General features: G+C 36.2%; 17 protein-coding genes and 1 riboswitch. Of the genes, 11 read left to right on the top strand and 6 right to left on the bottom strand.

All coding sequences use genetic code 11. The features are described 5' to 3' along the window. Positions 1–176: 176 nt before the first annotated feature. From PQF83_RS26585 to PQF83_RS26545, 9 genes are all read left to right on the top strand, one after another. Positions 177–362, top strand: a complete 186-nt coding sequence (locus tag PQF83_RS26585) for a hypothetical protein (RefSeq protein WP_001208183.1) — start codon at positions 177–179, stop codon at positions 360–362. A gap of 12 nt (positions 363–374) precedes the next feature. Then, positions 375–2,177, top strand: a complete 1,803-nt coding sequence (glmS, locus tag PQF83_RS26580) for a glutamine--fructose-6-phosphate transaminase (isomerizing) (RefSeq protein ID WP_000334168.1) — start codon at positions 375–377, stop codon at positions 2,175–2,177. Positions 2,178–2,540: 363 nt separating this feature from the next. Beyond that, positions 2,541–3,350 (top strand): alpha/beta fold hydrolase, encoded by an 810-nt coding sequence (locus PQF83_RS26575; protein ID WP_000029403.1) that lies wholly within the window; start codon positions 2,541–2,543, stop codon positions 3,348–3,350. Between the two features lie 407 nt (positions 3,351–3,757). Beyond that, positions 3,758–4,489 carry a gluconate operon transcriptional repressor GntR gene (gene gntR / locus PQF83_RS26570; protein WP_000167471.1) on the top strand — a complete coding sequence of 244 codons (732 nt, stop codon included), beginning with the start codon at positions 3,758–3,760 and terminating at the stop codon, positions 4,487–4,489. Next, on the top strand, positions 4,482–6,017 hold the full coding sequence (gntK, locus tag PQF83_RS26565) for a gluconokinase (RefSeq protein ID WP_000100545.1): 1,536 nt from the start codon (positions 4,482–4,484) through the stop codon (positions 6,015–6,017). Before gntR ends, gntK begins: the two co-directional genes overlap by 8 nt. A 118-nt stretch (positions 6,018–6,135) precedes the next feature. Further along, a complete protein-coding gene (gene gntP / locus PQF83_RS26560; protein WP_001131721.1) occupies positions 6,136–7,482 on the top strand; it encodes a gluconate permease GntP in 1,347 nt (448 codons plus the stop codon). Positions 7,483–7,746: 264 nt separating this feature from the next. Beyond that, positions 7,747–9,156, top strand: a complete 1,410-nt coding sequence (gene gndA, locus PQF83_RS26555) for an NADP-dependent phosphogluconate dehydrogenase (RefSeq protein WP_000413557.1) — start codon at positions 7,747–7,749, stop codon at positions 9,154–9,156. A 313-nt stretch (positions 9,157–9,469) separates the two neighbouring features. Next, complete coding sequence (locus tag PQF83_RS26550) at positions 9,470–11,428, top strand: S9 family peptidase (protein ID WP_000868457.1); 1,959 nt, start codon at positions 9,470–9,472, stop codon at positions 11,426–11,428. A 145-nt stretch (positions 11,429–11,573) separates the two neighbouring features. Beyond that, positions 11,574–12,140, top strand: a complete 567-nt coding sequence (locus tag PQF83_RS26545; RefSeq protein WP_000126341.1) for a DUF4256 domain-containing protein — start codon at positions 11,574–11,576, stop codon at positions 12,138–12,140. A 71-nt stretch (positions 12,141–12,211) separates the two neighbouring features. Here PQF83_RS26545 and PQF83_RS26540 read toward each other — a convergent pair whose 3' ends face one another. Both PQF83_RS26540 and PQF83_RS26535 read right to left on the bottom strand, forming a co-directional pair. After that, entirely contained in the window at positions 12,212–12,718 is a 507-nt protein-coding gene (locus tag PQF83_RS26540) for a DoxX family membrane protein (protein ID WP_000236351.1), read from the bottom strand. 160 nt (positions 12,719–12,878) lie between these two features. After that, positions 12,879–14,180: a DUF5068 domain-containing protein gene (locus tag PQF83_RS26535; protein WP_000038600.1), complete on the bottom strand. Its 1,302-nt coding sequence runs from the start codon at positions 14,178–14,180 to the stop codon at positions 12,879–12,881. Positions 14,181–14,612: 432 nt separating this feature from the next. Between PQF83_RS26535 and PQF83_RS26530 the strand changes: the two genes are divergently transcribed. Continuing rightward, complete coding sequence (locus tag PQF83_RS26530) at positions 14,613–15,389, top strand: SDR family oxidoreductase (RefSeq protein ID WP_002163775.1); 777 nt, start codon at positions 14,613–14,615, stop codon at positions 15,387–15,389. Positions 15,390–15,426: 37 nt separating this feature from the next. On the opposite strand, the gene PQF83_RS26525 is transcribed toward PQF83_RS26530, so the two are convergent. The 4 genes from PQF83_RS26525 to PQF83_RS26510 all read right to left on the bottom strand — a co-directional run bounded on the left by PQF83_RS26525 (position 15,427) and on the right by PQF83_RS26510 (position 19,126). Further along, entirely contained in the window at positions 15,427–16,095 is a 669-nt protein-coding gene (locus PQF83_RS26525; RefSeq protein WP_000428874.1) for a methionine ABC transporter permease, read from the bottom strand. Continuing rightward, positions 16,070–17,110, bottom strand: a complete 1,041-nt coding sequence (locus tag PQF83_RS26520; protein WP_000571351.1) for a methionine ABC transporter ATP-binding protein — start codon at positions 17,108–17,110, stop codon at positions 16,070–16,072. Before PQF83_RS26520 ends, PQF83_RS26525 begins: the two co-directional genes overlap by 26 nt. 12 nt (positions 17,111–17,122) lie before the next feature. Next, positions 17,123–17,935, bottom strand: a complete 813-nt coding sequence (locus tag PQF83_RS26515) for a MetQ/NlpA family ABC transporter substrate-binding protein (RefSeq protein ID WP_000757003.1) — start codon at positions 17,933–17,935, stop codon at positions 17,123–17,125. Positions 17,936–18,021: 86 nt separating this feature from the next. Further along, positions 18,022–18,136: riboswitch (SAM riboswitch) on the bottom strand. Positions 18,137–18,217: 81 nt separating this feature from the next. Then, the gene (locus tag PQF83_RS26510; RefSeq protein ID WP_000643890.1) at positions 18,218–19,126 is read right to left on the bottom strand and encodes an NAD(P)-dependent alcohol dehydrogenase; all 909 of its coding nucleotides are present in this window, start codon (positions 19,124–19,126) and stop codon (positions 18,218–18,220) included. A 146-nt stretch (positions 19,127–19,272) separates the two neighbouring features. Between PQF83_RS26510 and PQF83_RS26505 the strand changes: the two genes are divergently transcribed. Then, entirely contained in the window at positions 19,273–20,037 is a 765-nt protein-coding gene (locus tag PQF83_RS26505) for a DUF6612 family protein (protein ID WP_000720045.1), read from the top strand. Positions 20,038–20,077 lie beyond the last annotated feature (40 nt).

The raw sequence follows: 20,077 nt of genomic DNA, 5'->3' as shown, positions 1-20,077 counted from the left end.
TTGTTCTTTTTCTCAAAGGAAATATTGTAAATTATAGAAGCGCCAGAACTACAAGTAGTGTAGTTGACGAGGTGGGGTTTATCGAGATTTCGGCGGATGGCTCCCGGTTGTTCATCACAACCGCAAGCTTTTACTTAAATCATTAAGGTGACTTAGTGGACAAAGGTGAAAGTGTGATGAGAGAAAAGGAACGGATACAAACTAGCTGTATAAGTATATACGGACTTAAACCCAATCGAGAGGAAGGTGAAAGCCGTTACAAGCTTACAGGGCTAGCAATATGTAATCCGTTTTTTAGTATAAATAAAAATGGTATCGGACTATGTCGTTACATGTTCGCAGAGCAGTGTAAGCATTTGTAACGGCGACTAAACATGTGTGGAATCGTAGGATTTATTGGAGAGCAAGATGCAAAGGAAATTTTATTAAAAGGTTTAGAAAAGCTAGAATATCGTGGATATGATTCAGCAGGTATTGCAGTACAAGCAGAGAACGGTGTTGTTGTATACAAAGAAAAAGGCCGTATTGCAAAACTTCGCGAAATCGTAGATGAGAACGTAGCAACAAGCGTGGGGATCGGTCACACACGCTGGGCTACACATGGTGTTCCGAGCAAAGTAAACGCGCATCCGCATCAAAGTACATCAAAGCGTTTTACACTAGTTCATAACGGTGTAATTGAAAACTATGAGTTAGTGAAGAAGGAATATTTACAAGATGTCACGTTCGTAAGTGAAACGGATACAGAGGTTATCGTACAGCTTATGGAACAACAAGTGAGCACAGGACTAAGTGTAGAAGAAGCGTTCCGTAATACGCTATCTCTTTTACATGGCTCTTATGCAATCGGATTACTTGATGCTGAAAATCCAAACATGATTTATGTTGCTAAAAACAAAAGCCCGCTATTAGTAGGTGTTGGTGACAACTTTAATGTTGTGGCGAGCGACGCTATGGCGATGTTACAAGTTACAGATCAATTTATTGAATTAATGGATAAAGAAATTGTAATTGTAACGAAAGAAAGTATTACAATTAAAAACTTACAAGGTGAAACGATTGAACGTGCACCGTTTACAGCGGAATTAGATGCAAGTGATATTGAAAAAGGAACATACCCTCATTTCATGCTTAAAGAAATCGATGAGCAACCACTTGTTATCCGTAATATAATTCAAAAGTACCAAGATGAAAATGGCGAGATTGAATTAGATCAAGACATCCGCAATGCGATTTTAGATAGCGATCGTATTTACATCATTGCATGTGGAACAAGTTATCATGCAGGTCTTGTTGGAAAACAATTTATCGAGAAGTTTGCAAAAATGCCAGTTGAAGTGCATGTAGCAAGTGAATTCTCTTATAACATGCCATTATTAACAGAAAGACCATTCTTCATTTACATTTCACAAAGTGGTGAAACAGCTGATAGCCGTGCAGTACTTGTACAAACAAATGAAATGGGTCATAAAGCATTAACAATTACAAACGTACCTGGTTCTACACTTTCTCGTGAAGCGGATTATACACTTCCGTTATACGCGGGACCAGAAATCGCCGTTGCATCAACGAAAGCTTACACAGCACAGCTTGCAGTACTTTCAATTTTAGCTGCAGATATTGCTAAAGCAAAAGGTGAAGTTCTTGGTTTTGACTTAACACACGAACTAGGACTTGTAGCAAATGCAATGGTACAACTTTGTGATCAAAAAGAAGAAATGGACGCATTAGCAAAACAATTTTTAGCAACAACTCGTAACTGTTTCTTCATCGGACGTAGCGTAGACTTCTACGTAGGATTAGAAGGAGCGTTAAAGCTAAAAGAAATCTCTTACATCCAAGCAGAAGGATTTGCTGGAGGAGAATTAAAACACGGTACAATCGCTTTAATCGAAAACGGTACACCAGTTATCGCACTTGCTACACAAGAACACGTAAACCTTGGAATTCGTGGTAACGTGAAAGAAGTAGTAGCACGCGGAGCTAACCCATGTATCATCTCAATGAAGGGCTTAGAAATGGAAGGTGACAGCTTCGTATTACCAGCTGTACACGAAGCACTAGCACCGCTAGTAGCAGTTATTCCATTACAACTTATCTCATACTACGCAGCACTTCACCGCGAGTGTGACGTTGATAAGCCACGTAACTTAGCTAAGTCTGTTACGGTTGAGTAGGAGATTAGTAGGTTAGTAAATATATTGTAGTTTTGAAATAAAGTTAAGACGTTTATAAAAAAGGTGAGATGCTTTATCTCTTTAATCAAAGAATTGTAAATAAGCTATGATCAAACTTTTTTATAAAACATAAACATAAACCTGTTGGATAAGAAACCATTTTGATTAGACTTTTTCAAAATGGTTTCTTTTTATTCATCATAGAATACGGTTTAACACAGTATTTTTAATCAAACTTTATTTTAAAGCTACACATTGCTTTTTCTTATGGTGAATTTGTTTCTTAGTTATTTCCTGCATTTTATATCATTCACCAATCATGTAATGTTAAGGGAGATGACAAAAGAAAGGAAGAATGTACAAATGAGTATAGTAAAAAACGGAACATTGCAAGTAATTGGAGCAAGCATCTATTATGAGGCGCGTGGCTCGGGTCCAATTCTTCTTTTGATTCATGGTGGGGGTGGTGATGCCGACAAGTTCCATAATGTCGCCGACCATCTTGCTAAATGGTATACCGTTGTTACTTACGATCGTCGTGGTCATTCCCGTAGCAATCTCGTCAATAAAAATGAGGATTACCATGTGCACACGCATAGCGAAGATGCTCATCGGTTGCTAGCTAATCTGACCAAAGAACCGGCTTATGTATTCGGAAGTAGTTCTGGTGCTGTTATCGGACTTGATTTGTGCATACGTCATCCTGAGCAGGTACAGTTACTAATTCCACACGAACCGGTTTTATTACAACTTTTATCTGAAAATGAGTTGAAGCAGGCTATAAATTTCATGGAAGACCTTAAAGGGAATCATCAAAGTGAGGTCATGAAGTTATTGTCAAATATTGATGATAGTAATTCCGAACCATCGAAGGATATGCTAACAGAGCGACTACTTGGCAATTCGATGTATTTCACTGAGTATGAAATCCCGGGAATTCTCAGCTATACTTTAAATATCGATGCATTAAAGTCCCTATTAAAACCTGCATCGATACAGGTACGTCCAGCTGGTGGAAGTATTTCAAGAGAAACTTTTCCTTATCATTGCGCATTCAACTTAGCAGAACACCTCGGAACAGAATTCGCAGAGTTTCCAGGACATCATGTGGGTTATAACACAGTGCATCATAAAGAGTTTGCTGAGAGGTTACATGATGTTATTGAGAATTAATCGGGAAACTATCAATGAGCAGTGTATAAACACAATAGCGCGAATAGATATTCATGGAGTTACAAGACAATACGTAATTTAGGGTTTTGTCTATATGTCTAAATTAATTTCAAAGCATCAGCAGAATATGAACAACTAAAAAAGCAGCTACCTCTCCATTTAAAGGTAGCTGCTTCTTTTTACATAGATTCTATAATTATTTGTCTTTCATACCACTTGTTTAGTTTTCCATTTCCTAAATCTTCTTTATCAACAATAATAGTTTTGGGGTGACTTGATTTGTTAGCTTAATAATTATGGGCTTTCCTCTAATAGAACCAACGCGAACAATAAAAGCGCTTGCATAATTAGAAATCCGAGTTATAATACTTGTATACAAGTATACTTGATTAACACGAGGTGGATTTATGACGAAATCAATGGAATTTCTTTATCCTGAAAAATGGCTTTCAAAAGCTTCTACAGGTGATCGTGTTGCGAGCGAATTGAGAATGCGCATTATTGCAGGTGCGATTGAAAGCGGTACCATCCTGTCAGAAAATAAAATAGCTGCCGATTTTTCTGTAAGTCGGTCACCCGTTCGTGAAGCATTAAAATTACTAGCTTCTGAAAATATTATTCGCTTAGAAAGAATGGGCGCAGTTGTCATTGGTTTAACCGAGAAAGAAATTGAAGAAATATATGATGTTCGTTTACTTATAGAAACGTTTATCTTTGAGCGACTTGGAAAGATGGACACAAATGATTTAGTAAGAGAACTAAATAAAATAATGGAAATGATGAAAATCGCCATTAAGTATCATGATTCTGATGAATTTTCTTATCAAGATCTCTTATTCCATGAAACGATTATTCGAACTATTGAGCATTCCTACATCCTGATGATTTGGAATAATTTAAAGCCTGTTATGGAAAGCTTAATCCTTTTATCAATGCGTACTCGTTTCAAGGAAAAGTACGAAGATTTTGAACGGATTATTAAAAATCATGAGCTTTATATAAAAGCAATCGAATCAAAAGATCGAGCCCTCATGATTAAGGCCTTACATCAAAACTTTGATGATGTTCAAGGGAAAGTCGAAGACCTCTGGATGTCACAACAAATGTTATCTAAAGGAGTTGAGCAAGGACATGAGTAGCTATATGTTAGGTATAGATATCGGTACAACAAGTACGAAAGCAGTTTTATTTACTGAAAAAGGCGAAGTCATTCAAACCGAGAATATTGGTTATCCACTTCGCACACCGGATATATCCACAGCGGAACAAGATCCAGAAGAGATTTTCCAAGCTGTTTTACAAGCGATATCAAATATAACGAAACAGCATTCAGATAAAAAACCATCGTTTATTTCATTTAGCAGTGCTATGCATAGTGTCATTGCCATGGATGAAAATGATCAGCCGCTGACACCTTGTATCACTTGGGCAGATAATCGTAGTGAAGCATGGGCACATAAAATCAAAGATGAACTGAATGGCCATACAGTTTATAGACGAACAGGAACACCTATTCACCCAATGTCACCATTAAGTAAAATTACATGGATTGTGAATGACCATCCGGAAATTGCTATTAGAACGAAAAAATATATTGGAATCAAAGAATATATCTTCAAAAAATTCTTTGATCAATATGTTGTTGATCATTCCATCGCCTCGTGCATGGGTATGATGAACTTAAAAACGCTAGATTGGGATGAGGAAGCTTTAAAAATTGCTGGTATAACCTCAGCTCAATTATCTAAACTCGTACCAACCACCAAAATATTCAGCAACTGCAATCCAGATTTAGCCCAAAAGATTGGTATCGATTCCCAAACATCGTTTGTCATTGGTGCCAGTGATGGGGTGCTTTCTAATCTAGGTGTGAATGCAATTCGGAAAGGGGAGATTGCTGTCACAATTGGAACAAGTGGTGCTATTCGGACCATCATTGATAAACCACAAACAGATAAAAAAGGAAGAATATTTTGTTATGCCTTAACAGAAAAGCATTGGGTAATTGGTGGACCAGTAAACAATGGAGGGATGGTCCTTCGCTGGATTCGTGATGAACTTGCTTCATCAGAAGTAGAAACTGCGAAAAGACTAGGAATTGATCCATACGATGTATTAACTAAAATAGCAGAACGCGTGAGACCTGGTGCAGACGGATTATTATTCCATCCGTACCTCGCAGGGGAACGTGCACCATTATGGAATCCAGATGTACGTGGCTCCTTCTTCGGTTTAACGATGTCACATAAGAAGGAACATATGATTCGTGCAGCTTTAGAAGGTGTTATATATAATTTATACACTGTATTTTTAGCATTAACAGAATGTATGGATGGTCCTGTAACTCGTATTCAAGCAACAGGCGGTTTCGCAAGGTCTGACGTTTGGCGACAGATGATGTCCGATATTTTTGCATCTGAAGTCGTTGTTCCAAAGAGCTACGAAAGCTCTTGTCTAGGCGCATGTATATTAGGTCTCTATGCCACAGGAAAAATTGATTCTTTTGAAATCGTTTCCGAAATGGTTGGTAGTACCTACAAACATACACCGAAAGAAGAAGCAACAAAAGAATACAGACAATTACTGCCTATATTTATTAACCTATCAAGGGCACTAGAAGACGATTATACACGCATTGCAAATTATCAAAGAAATTTAATAAAGTAAAATTTTCATCAGTAATCCCCCACGCCTCGCTTCTATCTAAAACACGAGGTGGGGGGGCCTTACTGCCCACGAATAGCGGGATAAATACAAATACAGCTAAGATTAGGGGGGAACTACGATGCCATTAGTCATTGTAGCAATTGGGATTTTAGCATTACTTTTACTGATTATGCGCTTTAAATTAAACACCTTTATTTCATTAATCATTGTATCAGTCGGGGTTGCTTTAGCACTTGGAATGCCACCAGAAAAGATTTTTAAAACCATTGAAGCGGGATTAGGCGGAACACTTGGGCACTTAGCACTCGTTTTTGGACTTGGTGCGATGTTAGGTAAGTTGCTTTCAGATTCTGGGGGTGCACAACGCATTGCCATGACCCTTGTGAAAAAATTTGGTGAAAAGAACATTCAATGGGCTGTTGTGACTGCCTCATTTATTATCGGGATTGCATTATTTTTTGAAGTAGGATTAGTATTATTAATTCCGATTGTATTTGCAATTTCAAGAGAATTAAAAGTTTCTATCTTATATCTCGGTATTTCGATGGCAGCTGCTTTATCTGTAACACACGGATTTTTACCACCACACCCAGGACCAACTGCTATCGCTGGTGAATTGCATGCAAACATCGGTGAAGTATTACTTTATGGTTTTATGATAGCGGTTCCAACGGTTGTGTTAGCTGGACCTGTATTTACTAAACTTGCAAAAAAACTAGTACCTGAGGCGTTCACAAAAACCGGTAATATACAATCATTAGGTGATCAGAAAGTATTTAAACTTGAAGAAACTCCTGGTTTTGGAATCAGTGTTTTTACCGCTTTACTGCCTGTTCTTTTAATGGCAGTCGCTACAATTATTACTTTGTTGCAAAAAACAATGGGATTCAAAGATAATAGTTTACTAGCAACGATCGAGTTTATTGGGAATGCAGATACTGCCATGTTGATATCCTTACTAGTTGCGATCTATACAATGGGATTGGCAAGAAATATTCCAATCAAAAACGTGATGGAATCTTGTACAACAGCGATCTCGAATATTGGGATGATGCTCTTAATTATTGGTGGAGGCGGCGCTTTCAAACAAGTATTAATTGATGGCGGCGTTGGTAACTATGTAGCCGAATTATTCAAAGGAACTTCATTATCACCGATCTTGCTCGCATGGATTATCGCTGCCATCTTACGTATTTCATTGGGGTCTGCTACGGTTGCTGCATTAACAACTGTCGGTTTAGTGATTCCGATGTTAGGCCAATCTGATGTTAACCTTGCTTTAGTTGTCCTTGCAACAGGGGCTGGTAGTTTAATTGCTTCACACGTGAACGATGCTGGTTTCTGGATGTTCAAAGAGTACTTTGGTTTAAGCATGAAAGAAACATTTGCAACATGGACTTTACTTGAGACTATCGTTTCTGTAGCCGGATTAGGGTTTACTTTATTATTAAGTTTATTTGTATAGATCTTTCTAAACAGTAAAAGGGATACGGAAGCTGTTTAATGTGATTTTTCATAATTAACCAGTTATTTTTCATGATTGATTAATAAGGATGAAAATTTCTCTTTATTTTTTAACTTGATAGTGATGTGCCGTGTCCCTTTAACCTTTTGCACGAATACTGGCAGAGCCTATTGAAATGAAAAAGTTGGATTATTTGATTAAAATGTTATTTTAGGTATATATACTATAATACAGAGTAACATACATGGAAAGGAACGATAGAATATGGAAAAGTTACAAATTGGAGTTGTTGGTGTGGGCGTTATGGGAAAAAGCCTCGCACTTAACTTTGAGAGTAAAGGGTATTCTGTTGCCCTATATGATATTTCAAAGGAAAAAGTTGATGAAACCATTGAGGAAAACCGTGGTAAAAACTTAGTTGGTACTCATATAGTTGAAGAGTTTGTTAACTCACTCGAATCACCTAGAAAGATTTTATTAATGGTTAATGCGGGGGAAATTACAGATAAAGCGATTGATTCTCTAGTCCCTCACCTCGATAAAGGCGATATTTTAATTGACGGTGGTAATACATACTTTGTCGATACAATTCGCCGAAACAAACGTCTTGCCGAAGAAGGAATCAATTTCATCGGGGCAGGTGTGTCAGGCGGCGAAGAGGGTGCATTGAAGGGACCATCTATTATGCCAGGTGGACAGAAGGATGCATACGAAAAAGTAAAGGATATGCTTGAAAACATCTCTGCAAAAGTGAATAACGAGCCTTGCTGTTCTTATATCGGACCTAATGGGGCAGGACACTATGTAAAGATGGTTCATAATGGTATTGAGTATGGAGATATGCAATTAATTTGTGAAGCATATTTCTTCTTGAAACAAACACTAGATTTGACTGCAGAAGAGTTCCATGAAATATTTGCTGAATGGAATAAAGGTGAACTGAACAGCTATCTAATTGAGATTACAGCCGATATTTTCAAGAAGAAAGATGAAGAAACTGGTAAGCCATTGGTGGATGTTATTCTTGATACTGCAGGACAAAAGGGTACAGGGAAATGGACAAGTCAAAGCGCACTTGATTTAGGTATCTCTCTGCCTATTATCACGGAATCTGTATTTGCACGTTGCATTTCTGCTTTAAAAGAAGAGCGTGTGAACGCAAGCAAAGTTTTATCTGGACCTAAAGATAAAACGGCAATTGGAGTTGAAAAAGCCGAATTAATTGAAGCGGTGCGCCAAGCTTTATATATGAGTAAAATTTGTTCTTATGCACAAGGATTCACGCAATTGAAGGCAGCTTCTGAGGAATATGATTGGAACCTTGATTTTGGCAGCATTTCTATGCTTTGGAGAGGCGGATGTATTATCCGTGCTGCCTTTTTACAGAACATTAAAGAGGCTTATGAGACTAACACTGACCTACCGAACCTTTTACTTGATCCATACTTTAAAGAAATTGTAGAGTCATATCAAGGTGGATTACGCCAAATTATCTCAATGGCGGTACAACAGGGCATTCCGATACCTGCATTTTCAGCAGCAATTTCTTATTATGACAGCTATCGTACTGCCAAACTACCTGCAAACTTGTTGCAAGCGCAGCGCGATTATTTTGGAGCGCATACGTATAAACGAGTAGATAAAGAAGGTACATTCCATACAAAATGGATATAAAATAAAAAATGGACTAAGATTAAATTCTTAGTCCATTTTTCATTCCACAATTCGTAGGCTATAAGACTCTTACTGATGGAAGTTCACTTTAAACGAATGTATGAATCAAAATGCGTTTATTTTTCCCATTTAGATGAAAACCACATAATCTTTAATTTGAGTGGATAGAACTCTATAGATTAAAGTTTTACTTTATCGGATTCACTTTTATTTATCTGAATTTTCCGTTACTATTTTAAGTATTCGTGAACAATTTCCTTTATTACGACAAAAAAAGACGAGAGATTTATGGACATTACAAGGGGGCATATTGATGAAAGTGAGTGAAAAAACATATTTAAGTATAGAAGAGATTATTTCATTACCAACCTTATCAAGTACCAATATAAGCGATGATGGCAAAAATGTAGCATTTGTTAAGAGGACAGCTAACTGGAAAGACAATACATATAGAAATCATGCATGGATATATGAAAAAGGTAAAGGGCAGAGTTATCCATTAACAAATGGGGATATAGATAGTACATGCCCGTTATGGTCTCCAAATTCTAGGGATATTGCATACCTTAGCCCTGTTGGTAATGGGAAAAATCAAATCTTCGTTAAGTCATTAGATGGTTATGGTGGGGTGCAAATTACTAATGAGGAAGAAGGAATCAGTATATTCAAATGGAATCCTACCGGTAAAGGTTTTTATTATATTACACAGTCAAAAGAATGTGAGGAAATAAAGAAACGTAAGGAGCTATATGGAGATTTTCAACATGTAGGTAAGGAACATCAAAATAATTGTTTATGCTACGTTGAAATAGAAAAAGTGATACAAAATGATAAAGAGGAACGAGAGATTAACGGTGTTTATCAATTAACTGATGGTAAGGATTTTTATATCCATGACTTTGATATTTCAAATGATGGGAAAAAAGTTGTATGTATGGCTACACCAAGCCTAAACGATTATATGAATGGTGATCTATACATATTAGATGTTGAAGCTGAGGAACTACAAAAGATGAATGTAGATAGGTTGTTGGGCGGGAGCGTTTGCTTTTCTCCTGAGGGCAACAAAATATGTTACTCAGCAAGCATAAGAGAGAAGGAGTATTATAGAAGCCATATACAAGAGAGTACATTAGAGATATATGATATGAATACTGGAGAGGTACTTCAGCCCTTAACAAACTTTGATAGTACGGTTATGCCATTACAGTGGACAGCTAAAGGGATTTTAATTAGATGGCAGGATAAAACGAATTATCGTATTGGATTACTAGCTGAAGATGGCACTATGGAAGTATTAAGTGACAACGTAGATGGTTTTATAATGGATGCTTCTATAACAAAGGATGGAAATCATATAACCTATAGTAAAGCTATAACAAATGAGACCTTTGAAATCTATTTGGACGATAAAAAAATAACGAATGAAAATAGCTTTTTCGAAGGGAAGCTTAAAAGCAACAGGGAAATTATCTCATGGCAAAGTAGTGATGGTCTTAAAATAGAGGGTGTTTTATCAAGACCAGTAGAGTTTGACTCAAATAAAAAATATCCTTTATTAGTAGTAATTCACGGAGGTCCGGCTTGGGCATCTTTTCCGATATTTTCAGACTGCTTCAATGAGAAATATCCGATTGAACAGTTTGTTGAAAAAGGCTTTATCGTTTTAGAGCCAAACTATAGAGGAAGTTCTGGTTATGGCAATGAATTTTTAAAAGCGAACTACAGAAAACAAGGACTTGCTGATTACGATGATGTTATATCTGGAGTGGATGAACTAGTTGAAAAAGGGATTGTAGATAAAGATAGAGTAGGAGTTATGGGATGGAGTAACGGAGGATATATATCAGCTTTCTGTGCTACATTTAGTAGCAGATTTAAGGCAATTTCAGTTGGGGGCGGAATTACGAACTGGAGTACTCATTACGTAAATACAGATATCCCTTACTTCATTAGGATGCATTTAGGAAATACTCCATGGAATGATCCAGATATATATACGAAAACATCACCAATGACGTATATTAAATTAGCTTGTACACCTACCTTAATCCAACATGGCGAAAAGGATGCAAGAATTCCAGTTACAAATGCATATGAGTTATATGAAGGATTAAGAGATATGGAAGTTGATACAGAACTAATTATATTTAAAGAAATGGCATATAGTTCTGATCAGCCAGGAATTCATGTAGCTATTATGAAGCAGAACTTGATGTGGTTTTCACACTATATACTTGGGGAAAGTATGAAAGATTTTAGAACTATATAATAGATATCCGCGCAGGGATTTTCCGTTGGGTAATCGGGTCAGATTGTTGAAAAAGAGATTCAACAAATTATATAATTTGTTGTAAACTAAACTATTATTGAAGAGATTTAAGTGAGTATAAAGAAACGTAATTCGGAGGACGAATATGACAGCGAATAAAAATGAGTTATCTGTAGAACAACGTGAAGAACTAATAAAAGTATTACAAGCTCGTTTTGAGAAAAACATGAACCGCCATGAAGGTCTTGAATGGGCTAAAGTTGAAGCGAAGATAGAAGCTAATGCTGAAAAATTATGGTCACTTAATGAAATGGAAGTAACAGGCGGTGAGCCGGATGTTGTTGGATATGACAAAGAGAAGGACGAGTATACTTTCTATGATTGTTCAAAGGAGAGTCCTAAAGGTCGTAGAAGCCTTTGTTATGATCTTGAAGCGTTAGAATCAAGAAAGAAGCATAAACCAGAAAATAACGCTATTGATGTGGCAGCCGCTATGGGTATTGAACTATTAACTGAAGAACAATATCGAGAGTTACAACAACTTGGAGATTTTGATATGAAATCATCAAGCTGGGTACAAACACCTTCAGATATTCGAGAACTCGGTGGTGCGCTATTTTGCGATTATCGCTTCGGACATGTTTTCGTGTACCACAATGGAGCAGACTCTTATTATGCTGCCAGAGGTTTTCGTGGCTCGTTAAGAGTTTAAATTTGGAGTAAATAAAAAAGAGCCTATACGCAGGCTCTTTTTCTTATTTATATTTTAAGAGTAAACCGTTACTACGCAGTTTTACTTAATTTATATGTTCCGTGGTTGTTTTTACGGAAAAGTTTTGGGAAAACATAGCCATCTAATCCAATGCGTCCAGCATTCTGTCCTGCAACTAAAATGAACATAGTCAAAATAAGCAGGTTTGGATTTACACTAACAGTTCCGCTTAATAAAAATGAAAGATTCATTATGATTCCGAAAAATGCAGCTGTTTTTGTTAATCCGCCTAAAATTAAACCTAGACCTACTAAAATTTCTCCCCATTGAACTAAAAAGCTAAATAGGTCTGCGTTTGGAAGAACAAAGTATTGAAGGAAATCTGCCCACCAACTTTGTACGGCAGGGTGGTCACCTGATGCTTGAGCAATAGCGCCCTTTAGAAAACCACTTGCGTCAAAAGATTGTCCAAAGACTTTGCCGATTCCAGCAGCGAGCCATGTATATCCTATGTAAAGTCGTAAAAATAATAATATGAAAGTAGCACGTTTATCAGTTCTTAAAAAATTGATAACCATTGAAATCCCTCCAATATTGTATTTACAAGTTTATTATATATCTATTGTGAAAAAGTTCACAATGGATAAAGTGTGAACAAAAGTAGTGTTTTTTTATGAAAATAAAGAAGGCATATAACAATCATATGTTATATGCCTTCTTTATTATATATTTAGTAATTTATTTAGGTAATGTAAATTTAGCTTTTTTACCTTGTGAAATATCTTTAGCTTCTTTATTTCTCATAGGTCCTAACTCAATCTCAAAGCTTTTGTCTTTCCAAATCTTTTCATACTGCTCTTGATCTAAAATAAATACTTGCAGTAACTCTCCAGATGTTCCTGTTTTGACTGCAGCGTTATAGTCGTAATTTAGTAGCATACCTTCATTAATTGTATATTGTGTACCATCATTCACTCTTAATGTAGAGCTTATAGGAGATAATGAAACGTCTTGAGTATCTTTGTTATCAAGCTTGAATTTCACTGTTAATAGAACAATACCATTTTTGAAATTTGCAAAGCGTGGTGCTTCGACGGAATTTGGTGTGAATTGAGTAAATTGGTATCCGTCTAATGTAACATGAACAGCACCTAATTCTTGGCTGTTATTAATACTTGATTTCTCTTTTAACATTTTTTTATCGCCCATGTTATTAGCTGTAGCTTTATCTTGGTAGAAAGTTTTATCTGTTGCAACCTTTTCAGCACCTTGTTTATTTAAACTTAATGAAAAGCTTCCAGGGCTTCCGATTGGAGCATCGAATTTTCCTTTATTAGCTTGTGCAGTTGGGACTGTGACTGAGACTGTTGAGAGACTTGAAATTTTTTCTAGATCATCTTTTCCGAATGGATACGCGATATAACCAGAAATGGTTTCTCCTGCTTTTACTAAGTAATCATTCGTTGGAGCAAGCTTAGTTGGCAGCTGATCTTCTTTTGGAATTAAGTCTTTATAGTTACTATATACTTTCTGCGCACCAGTAAATGACATGTCCAATGCTGGCATATAATAAATATCTTTAGCTGAACTATTTTTTACGCTATAGTTCACAAGAATAACTCCGCCCTCTGTTTGACGGTTAAATGGAATGTTAAAGTCCGTATGGAATCCATTTAATTCAACTAATGTATAGCTGTTCATCGATACTGAAACATCTTCAGCTTTATAAACTTGTGGTTCCTTATTTTCAAAAAGAACTTTTGTTTTACCACCTGTTTCTTTTTCCATGTAGGAAATAAGTTTAGAATAATCGCTGGAGCTAGTAGCGGTATTTTCCGTCTTTTTATCTTCAGTTTTCTTGTTTTCGGATTTTTTATCTTCAGGTTTATTTTCTTTCGTCGTATCCGTTTTTTCCGTTTTGCTTTCTTTTGTTGCATTTTCTTTTTGTTCTTTATTTGTCGTATCGCTTTGACCACAGCCGGTTATTACAAAAGCTGCTACGATTACTGCAGAAAATAAAGAAAGTAATTTTTTGGACATGTTTCTTCCCCCTATTTGTTTAAAACTAAACTCTCACATTAGCCCCACATTTTATTATAAGAAGGCTAGTCAATATTTACCAGTGTTTTTTCTGATTATTTCCATTATTTAAATATTATAATATAATAAATTTGATAGAAGTTTGGAATGGAATATTGGTTTTTATTTTTTATCATTTAAAATATTACATCATATTGTTAAGATAGAAATAGAGGTATATGGAAAGGAGACAAGGACTCAATATGTGGATGAGCTTGTAATGATTCGAAACTAGATAGATAAATTTTTCTCTCGTAAGTGAGGGTTTATTTAGCTATCTGTAAATCATGCAAGGACTGCATATTCGGCCTGTACATCCCTTTTGTAAGGATAATGTGTAGGGAAATTCATATCTCTTATATAAAGTATGCGTCCTTTAAATTGGAGGAGTATATGATGAATCAATTAAAACATAAAGTAGTAGTTGTTACAGGCGTAAGTCGTCTAGATGGTATAGGCGCAGCGATTTGTAAAGAATTAGCTGAAGCAGGATACGATATATTTTTTACGTATTGGACAGAGTATGATAAAGAGATGCCTTGGGGCGTTGATCAAAGTGAACAAATACAATTAAAAGAAGAGTTACTAAAAAACGGTGTGAAAGCATTGAGTATGGAGTTAGATTTAACTCAGAATGATGCACCGAAAGAGCTTATAAATAAAGTTACTGAACAACTAGGCTACCCTCATATATTAATTAATAATGCAGCGTATTCTACGAATAATGACTTCTCTAATTTGACTGCTGAAGAATTAGATAAGCACTACATGGTCAATGTTCGTGCGACTACATTGCTAAGTAGTCAATTTGCCCGAGGATTTGATAAGAAATCTGGTGGTAGAATTGTAAATATGACTTCGGGGCAATTTCAAGGACCTATGGTTGGAGAACTGGCGTATGCAACAACGAAGGGAGCTATTGATGCTCTTACTAGTTCGTTGTCAGCCGAGGTAGCTCATTTAGGAATAACAGTGAATGCAATTAACCCAGGTCCAACTGATACAGGCTGGATGACTGAAGAGATAAAGCAAGGATTAAAACCGATGTTTCCATTTGGTAGAATTGGTGAACCAAAGGATGCAGCAAGACTTATTAAGTTTTTAGTAAGTGAAGAAGCGGAATGGATTACTGGACAAGTTATTCATTCAGAAGGTGGATTCAAAAGGTAAAAAGAAGGTATCTCACCCTGGTGAGATACCTTCTTTTTTAATCTTTTTTCAATCTTCGTGCAATACCATTCCCTAAAGACTGTAATCCTTGAACGAGGATAATTAAAATAAAGACAGTTGCATACATTACTTCAGGTTCATAGCGTAAATGTCCGAATCGATATGCTAAATCCCCTAGCCCACCAGCGCCTACAAGACCAGCCATTGCTGTTGCGCCGATTAAGCCAATCGTTGCAATTGTTAATCCAAGTACAAGGGAGGGACGAGCTTCTTTCACCATGACGTGCCAAATAATTTTTATAGTAGAAACGCCCATCGCTTGGTAAGCTTCAATCACACCACGATCGACTTCTAATAATGCGGTCTCCATCAATCTTGCGATATAGGGAGCAGTGAAGACGACAAGCGGTACGATAACACCTTGCACACCAATGGATGTTCCCATTAGAAATTTTGTGAAAGGTAGAATGAAGAATAATAGAATGATAAATGGAAGAGAGCGAATGATATTAATAATTGTATTAAGAATTGGATAAATGATTTTGTTTTCTCGCTGTCCACCAGGTCTCGTTAAAACAAGTGTGACACCAAGTGGCAGTGCAATAAGGATCGAGATGAGTAATGAAATAGATGTCATTTGAAAAGTTTGTATGGTCGCCTCCCATATAACTTTACCCCATTCATCCAAAAAGGACTTGTTTTCCATGGTCTGTTCTACCTCCTTCTACAATGATTCCCTGTTCTTGTAAAAATGATAAAGCACGGTTGATTTCATTTTGTTCCCCTTGCATATGGATGATAAGTTTCCCGTATGCCTCATGTTTTAACTGTGTAATATTACCGGATAAAATATTCGGATATACTTGGAATCGTTTTGTAGCGACAGCTAATGCTGGTTCTCCTGAAGAATTTCCTATAAAAGAAAGAGTTACAATTTCACCAGTAGTTTGAAGTTCTTTTTGTACCTCTTCTGGAATTTTCGCTGCAAATGCGCTATTTACAAATTTCTTCGTTGTTACATGTTGTGGGTTTGTAAAAATATCTTTCACAGTCCCGCTTTCAACTACTGCTCCATGTTCCATAACAGCAACTCGGTCGCATATACGCTGGATAACGTTCATTTCATGTGTAATGAGTAAAATCGTAATTCCGATTTCTTCGTTGATTTTTAATAATAAATCAAGAATAGAGTCAGTTGTTTCTGGATCTAAAGCACTCGTTGCTTCGTCGCTTAATAACACTTCAGGTTCATGTGATAGTGCACGCGCGATGGCTACACGTTGTTTCTGGCCACCAGAAAGTTCACTTGGATAGGCATCCTTTCGATTAAAAAGATCGACAATGCGTAAATACTTTTCTACTCTTTTTTCAATTTCTACTTTTGGAATGCCTGCAAGACGTAACGGTAATGCGATATTTTCATAAACGGTAACAGTTTTAAGTAAATTGAATCCTTGAAAAATCATACCGATTTTTTGTCTCGCTTTTGCTAGTTCTTTTGTAGACAGTGTTGTTAAATCTTGCTCGTTTACAATGATATTTCCTGTCGTTGGTTTTTCTAATAAATTTACACAGCGAATTAATGTACTTTTGCCAGCGCCACTATATCCAATGATTCCAAATACTTCGCCCTTTTTTACTTGAAGAGAAGTAGACTTAAGAGCTTCCACATTTCCCTTTTTTGTTGTAAATACTTTGGATACATTTTTTAATTCAATCATTATCGTCAGCTCCTACCAAGACGGTAAAACAGAACCATCAAATTTTTTATCGATAAATTCTTTTACTTCTTTAGATTGATAAGCTTTCTTTAATTTATTTACAACAGCATCATCTTTATTTTCAGTACGAACAACGACCCAGTTTACATATGGTGAATCTTTTCCTTCGCGGAAGATAGAATCTTTCGCAGGGCTTAATTTTGCACCTAATGCAAAGTTTGTATTAATGGCAGCTGCTTTCACTTCACTTAGTTGTGTTGGTAATTGAGATGCCTCTAATTCAACGATCTTTAAATTTTTTGGATTTTCAATTACATCTTTTGCAGTCGCTTTTTCTGTCGCTTTTGGATCCACTTTTAAAACCCCTGCTTTTTCAAATAGTTTTAAAGCTCGAAGTTCATTCGTTGGATCATTTGGTACAGCAATTGCATCGCCCTCTTTTAATTCTTTTACATCCTTTAAGCTTTTTGAATATACGCCCATAGGGAATGTTACTGTTGAAAATACTTCAGTTAATTTCATATTACGTTCAGCTTTAAATACGTCTAAATATGATTTTGTTTGATAGCTATTTACATCAAGGCTTTTTTCATCGAGGGATACGTTCGGTGCTACATAATCATTAAATACTTTTATATCAATTTCGAGACCGTCTTTCGCTGCTACTTCTTTTACCTTTTCAAAAATTTGTTCATGTGGCCCTCCTGTTACACCGACAGTAATCTTTTTCTCATCTAACGCTTTTACTTCTTTATCTGAACTCCCGCTACATGCGCTTAATAATAATACAGCCCCACTTACAATGCTTAATAATACTTTCTTCATCTATAATTCCCCCTTAAATATACGTTCCAAAATAAAAAGCACCTCTCAAAAATAAGAGAGGTGCCGAATAGACAAAATAGATTCCTCTCTTATCTTCCAAAACGAGAACTCGTTTTGCAGGAATTAGCACCTTAGCTTATACGTTATAAGCTCGGTTGCCGGGCATCATCGGGCCAGTCCCTCCGCCACTCTTGATAAGAGTATGTGTATGTAGTTTTTTTAATATGGTACTAATAGTAAATCTTGCAAAAAGAATTGTCAACGTTATTTTCTGAATATATTTTATTTTAAGGTAATCGAAACGTTCCCCTTTTTATGCCCTTTTTCTACATATATATGAGCTTCAGCAATTTCTTCTAATCGGTAAGTTCTATCAATAACAGGCTTTAAATTTTCTGTTTCAGTTAGTTTTTTTAGTAGAAACATATCTTCTTTACTTACCTTTGCCATCATTCCATTAACAGATACATATATTCCATTAGGTGTTAATAATTGTTTACAAAGGGATTTTTTATATTTTCCAACTGTATCAAATATAACATCATAGTATTCCCCCTGCTTAGTAAAATCTTCTTTCGTATAATCGATTACTTTGTCAGCCCCTAAAGATTGCACGAGTTCAAAATTTGAATGACTACAAACAGCTGTAACGGTTGCGCCGAAATATTTAGCAAGTTGTACGGCAGCTGTTCCTACTGATCCAGATGCGCCATATATTAGTACTTGTTGCCCCCTTTTTATACGGGCCTTTCTTAGGAAGTGTAGTGCCGAAGTTGCGCCAAAGGGAATAACTGCTGCTTCCTCATACGTTACATTGGTAGGTTTTAATGCTACTAATCCACTTTCATGTACACATGTATATTCTGCATAACCACCGACATTAAGCTCTGTTAATGCAAAAATTTGATCTCCTTTTTTAAATTGAGTTACATCTGTTCCTATTTCTTCGATTTCGCCGGATAACTCTACACCGAGTATAGGCTTTCTCGGTTTTCTAAAACCTAATATGATTCGCATAGGAATCCAAAATAAGAGAGGGCTATTAAACCCACGTATTCTACAATCTCCAGTCGTTACACTCGTTGCGTGAATCTTGACTAATACTTCGTTCTTTTTAGGTATAGGTTTCTCTATATTTTGAAGCTGAAGAACGTTAGGTGGTCCATACTGTGTGCAAATGATCGCCTTCATAATGACCTCCTGAAATGAGTTGTCGTTATTTACATCATATTTAAACTCTTCATTAAACATGTCGCTATATAGCGAATATAGATTGAAATTTATATAGATTTCATAGGAAAAGAGATGATATTATTTTGGGAAAGGGGGGCGGAATTATGAAAAAAATTATTTTTATTTCAAGTTTAGTGCTTGCAATCAGTCTAGGGGTAGGATGTAGTAATGAGAAAACAGCAAAGACGGATGAGCCGAAAAAAGAATCCGTTCAAAAAGAAAAGGAATTAACGGCGAAAGATGTTTTCAAGAAAACGAATGAAGCTTTTAAAAATGAAGAACATGTAACGATGACATATGGTGTAGGGGTAAAAGCTGAGGGAACAGAGATGGATATATTAAAGGCTAAGATGCAATTAGAGCCAAAGACAAAGAATTCTCGTTCTGAAATGAATATTTCCGGTACAGATGTTGTAGTGTATACTGTGGATGGTAAAGTTGCTGGTGAGGTAAAAAACCCTAATACAGGAGAAGTTATAACCGTACCAGAGGAGCAATTAAACGCTGGTGGAATGAAAGCGACTCAAGATATTATAGATAAATTAGAAGTACCGGAAGTAGTTTTAGATAAAATGAAGCTGGAGAAAAGCGGAGATAAATATAAACTGAAATTTACATTAAAAGGGCAAGAAACAGAAAGTATGTTAACTAGCATGGATGAAACGCAGAAGAAAATGTTACAAGCACAAAATGCGAAGATAGAAGAAGTGGATGCAGAATATATCATTACAAAAGATTTTAAATATGAATCAGCAAAGATAGACATGATTATGAGTAGTAATGGCAAGGATAAAGCACACATTATTACGAACGCAAAATATACGTCGTATGAAAAGTTTGACCCAATACAATTGCCAGCAGCAAAGTAACAGTTTTGATAAGGAGGGACCTAAAATAAGGTCCCTCTTT

It is taken from the genome of Bacillus sp. FF-1, assembly GCF_028548245.1.
Taxonomy (GTDB): domain Bacteria; phylum Bacillota; class Bacilli; order Bacillales; family Bacillaceae_G; genus Bacillus_A; species Bacillus_A paranthracis.
The sequence above is the reverse complement of the archived record's forward strand: the minus strand, read 5'-3'. Positions and strand labels throughout refer to the sequence as shown.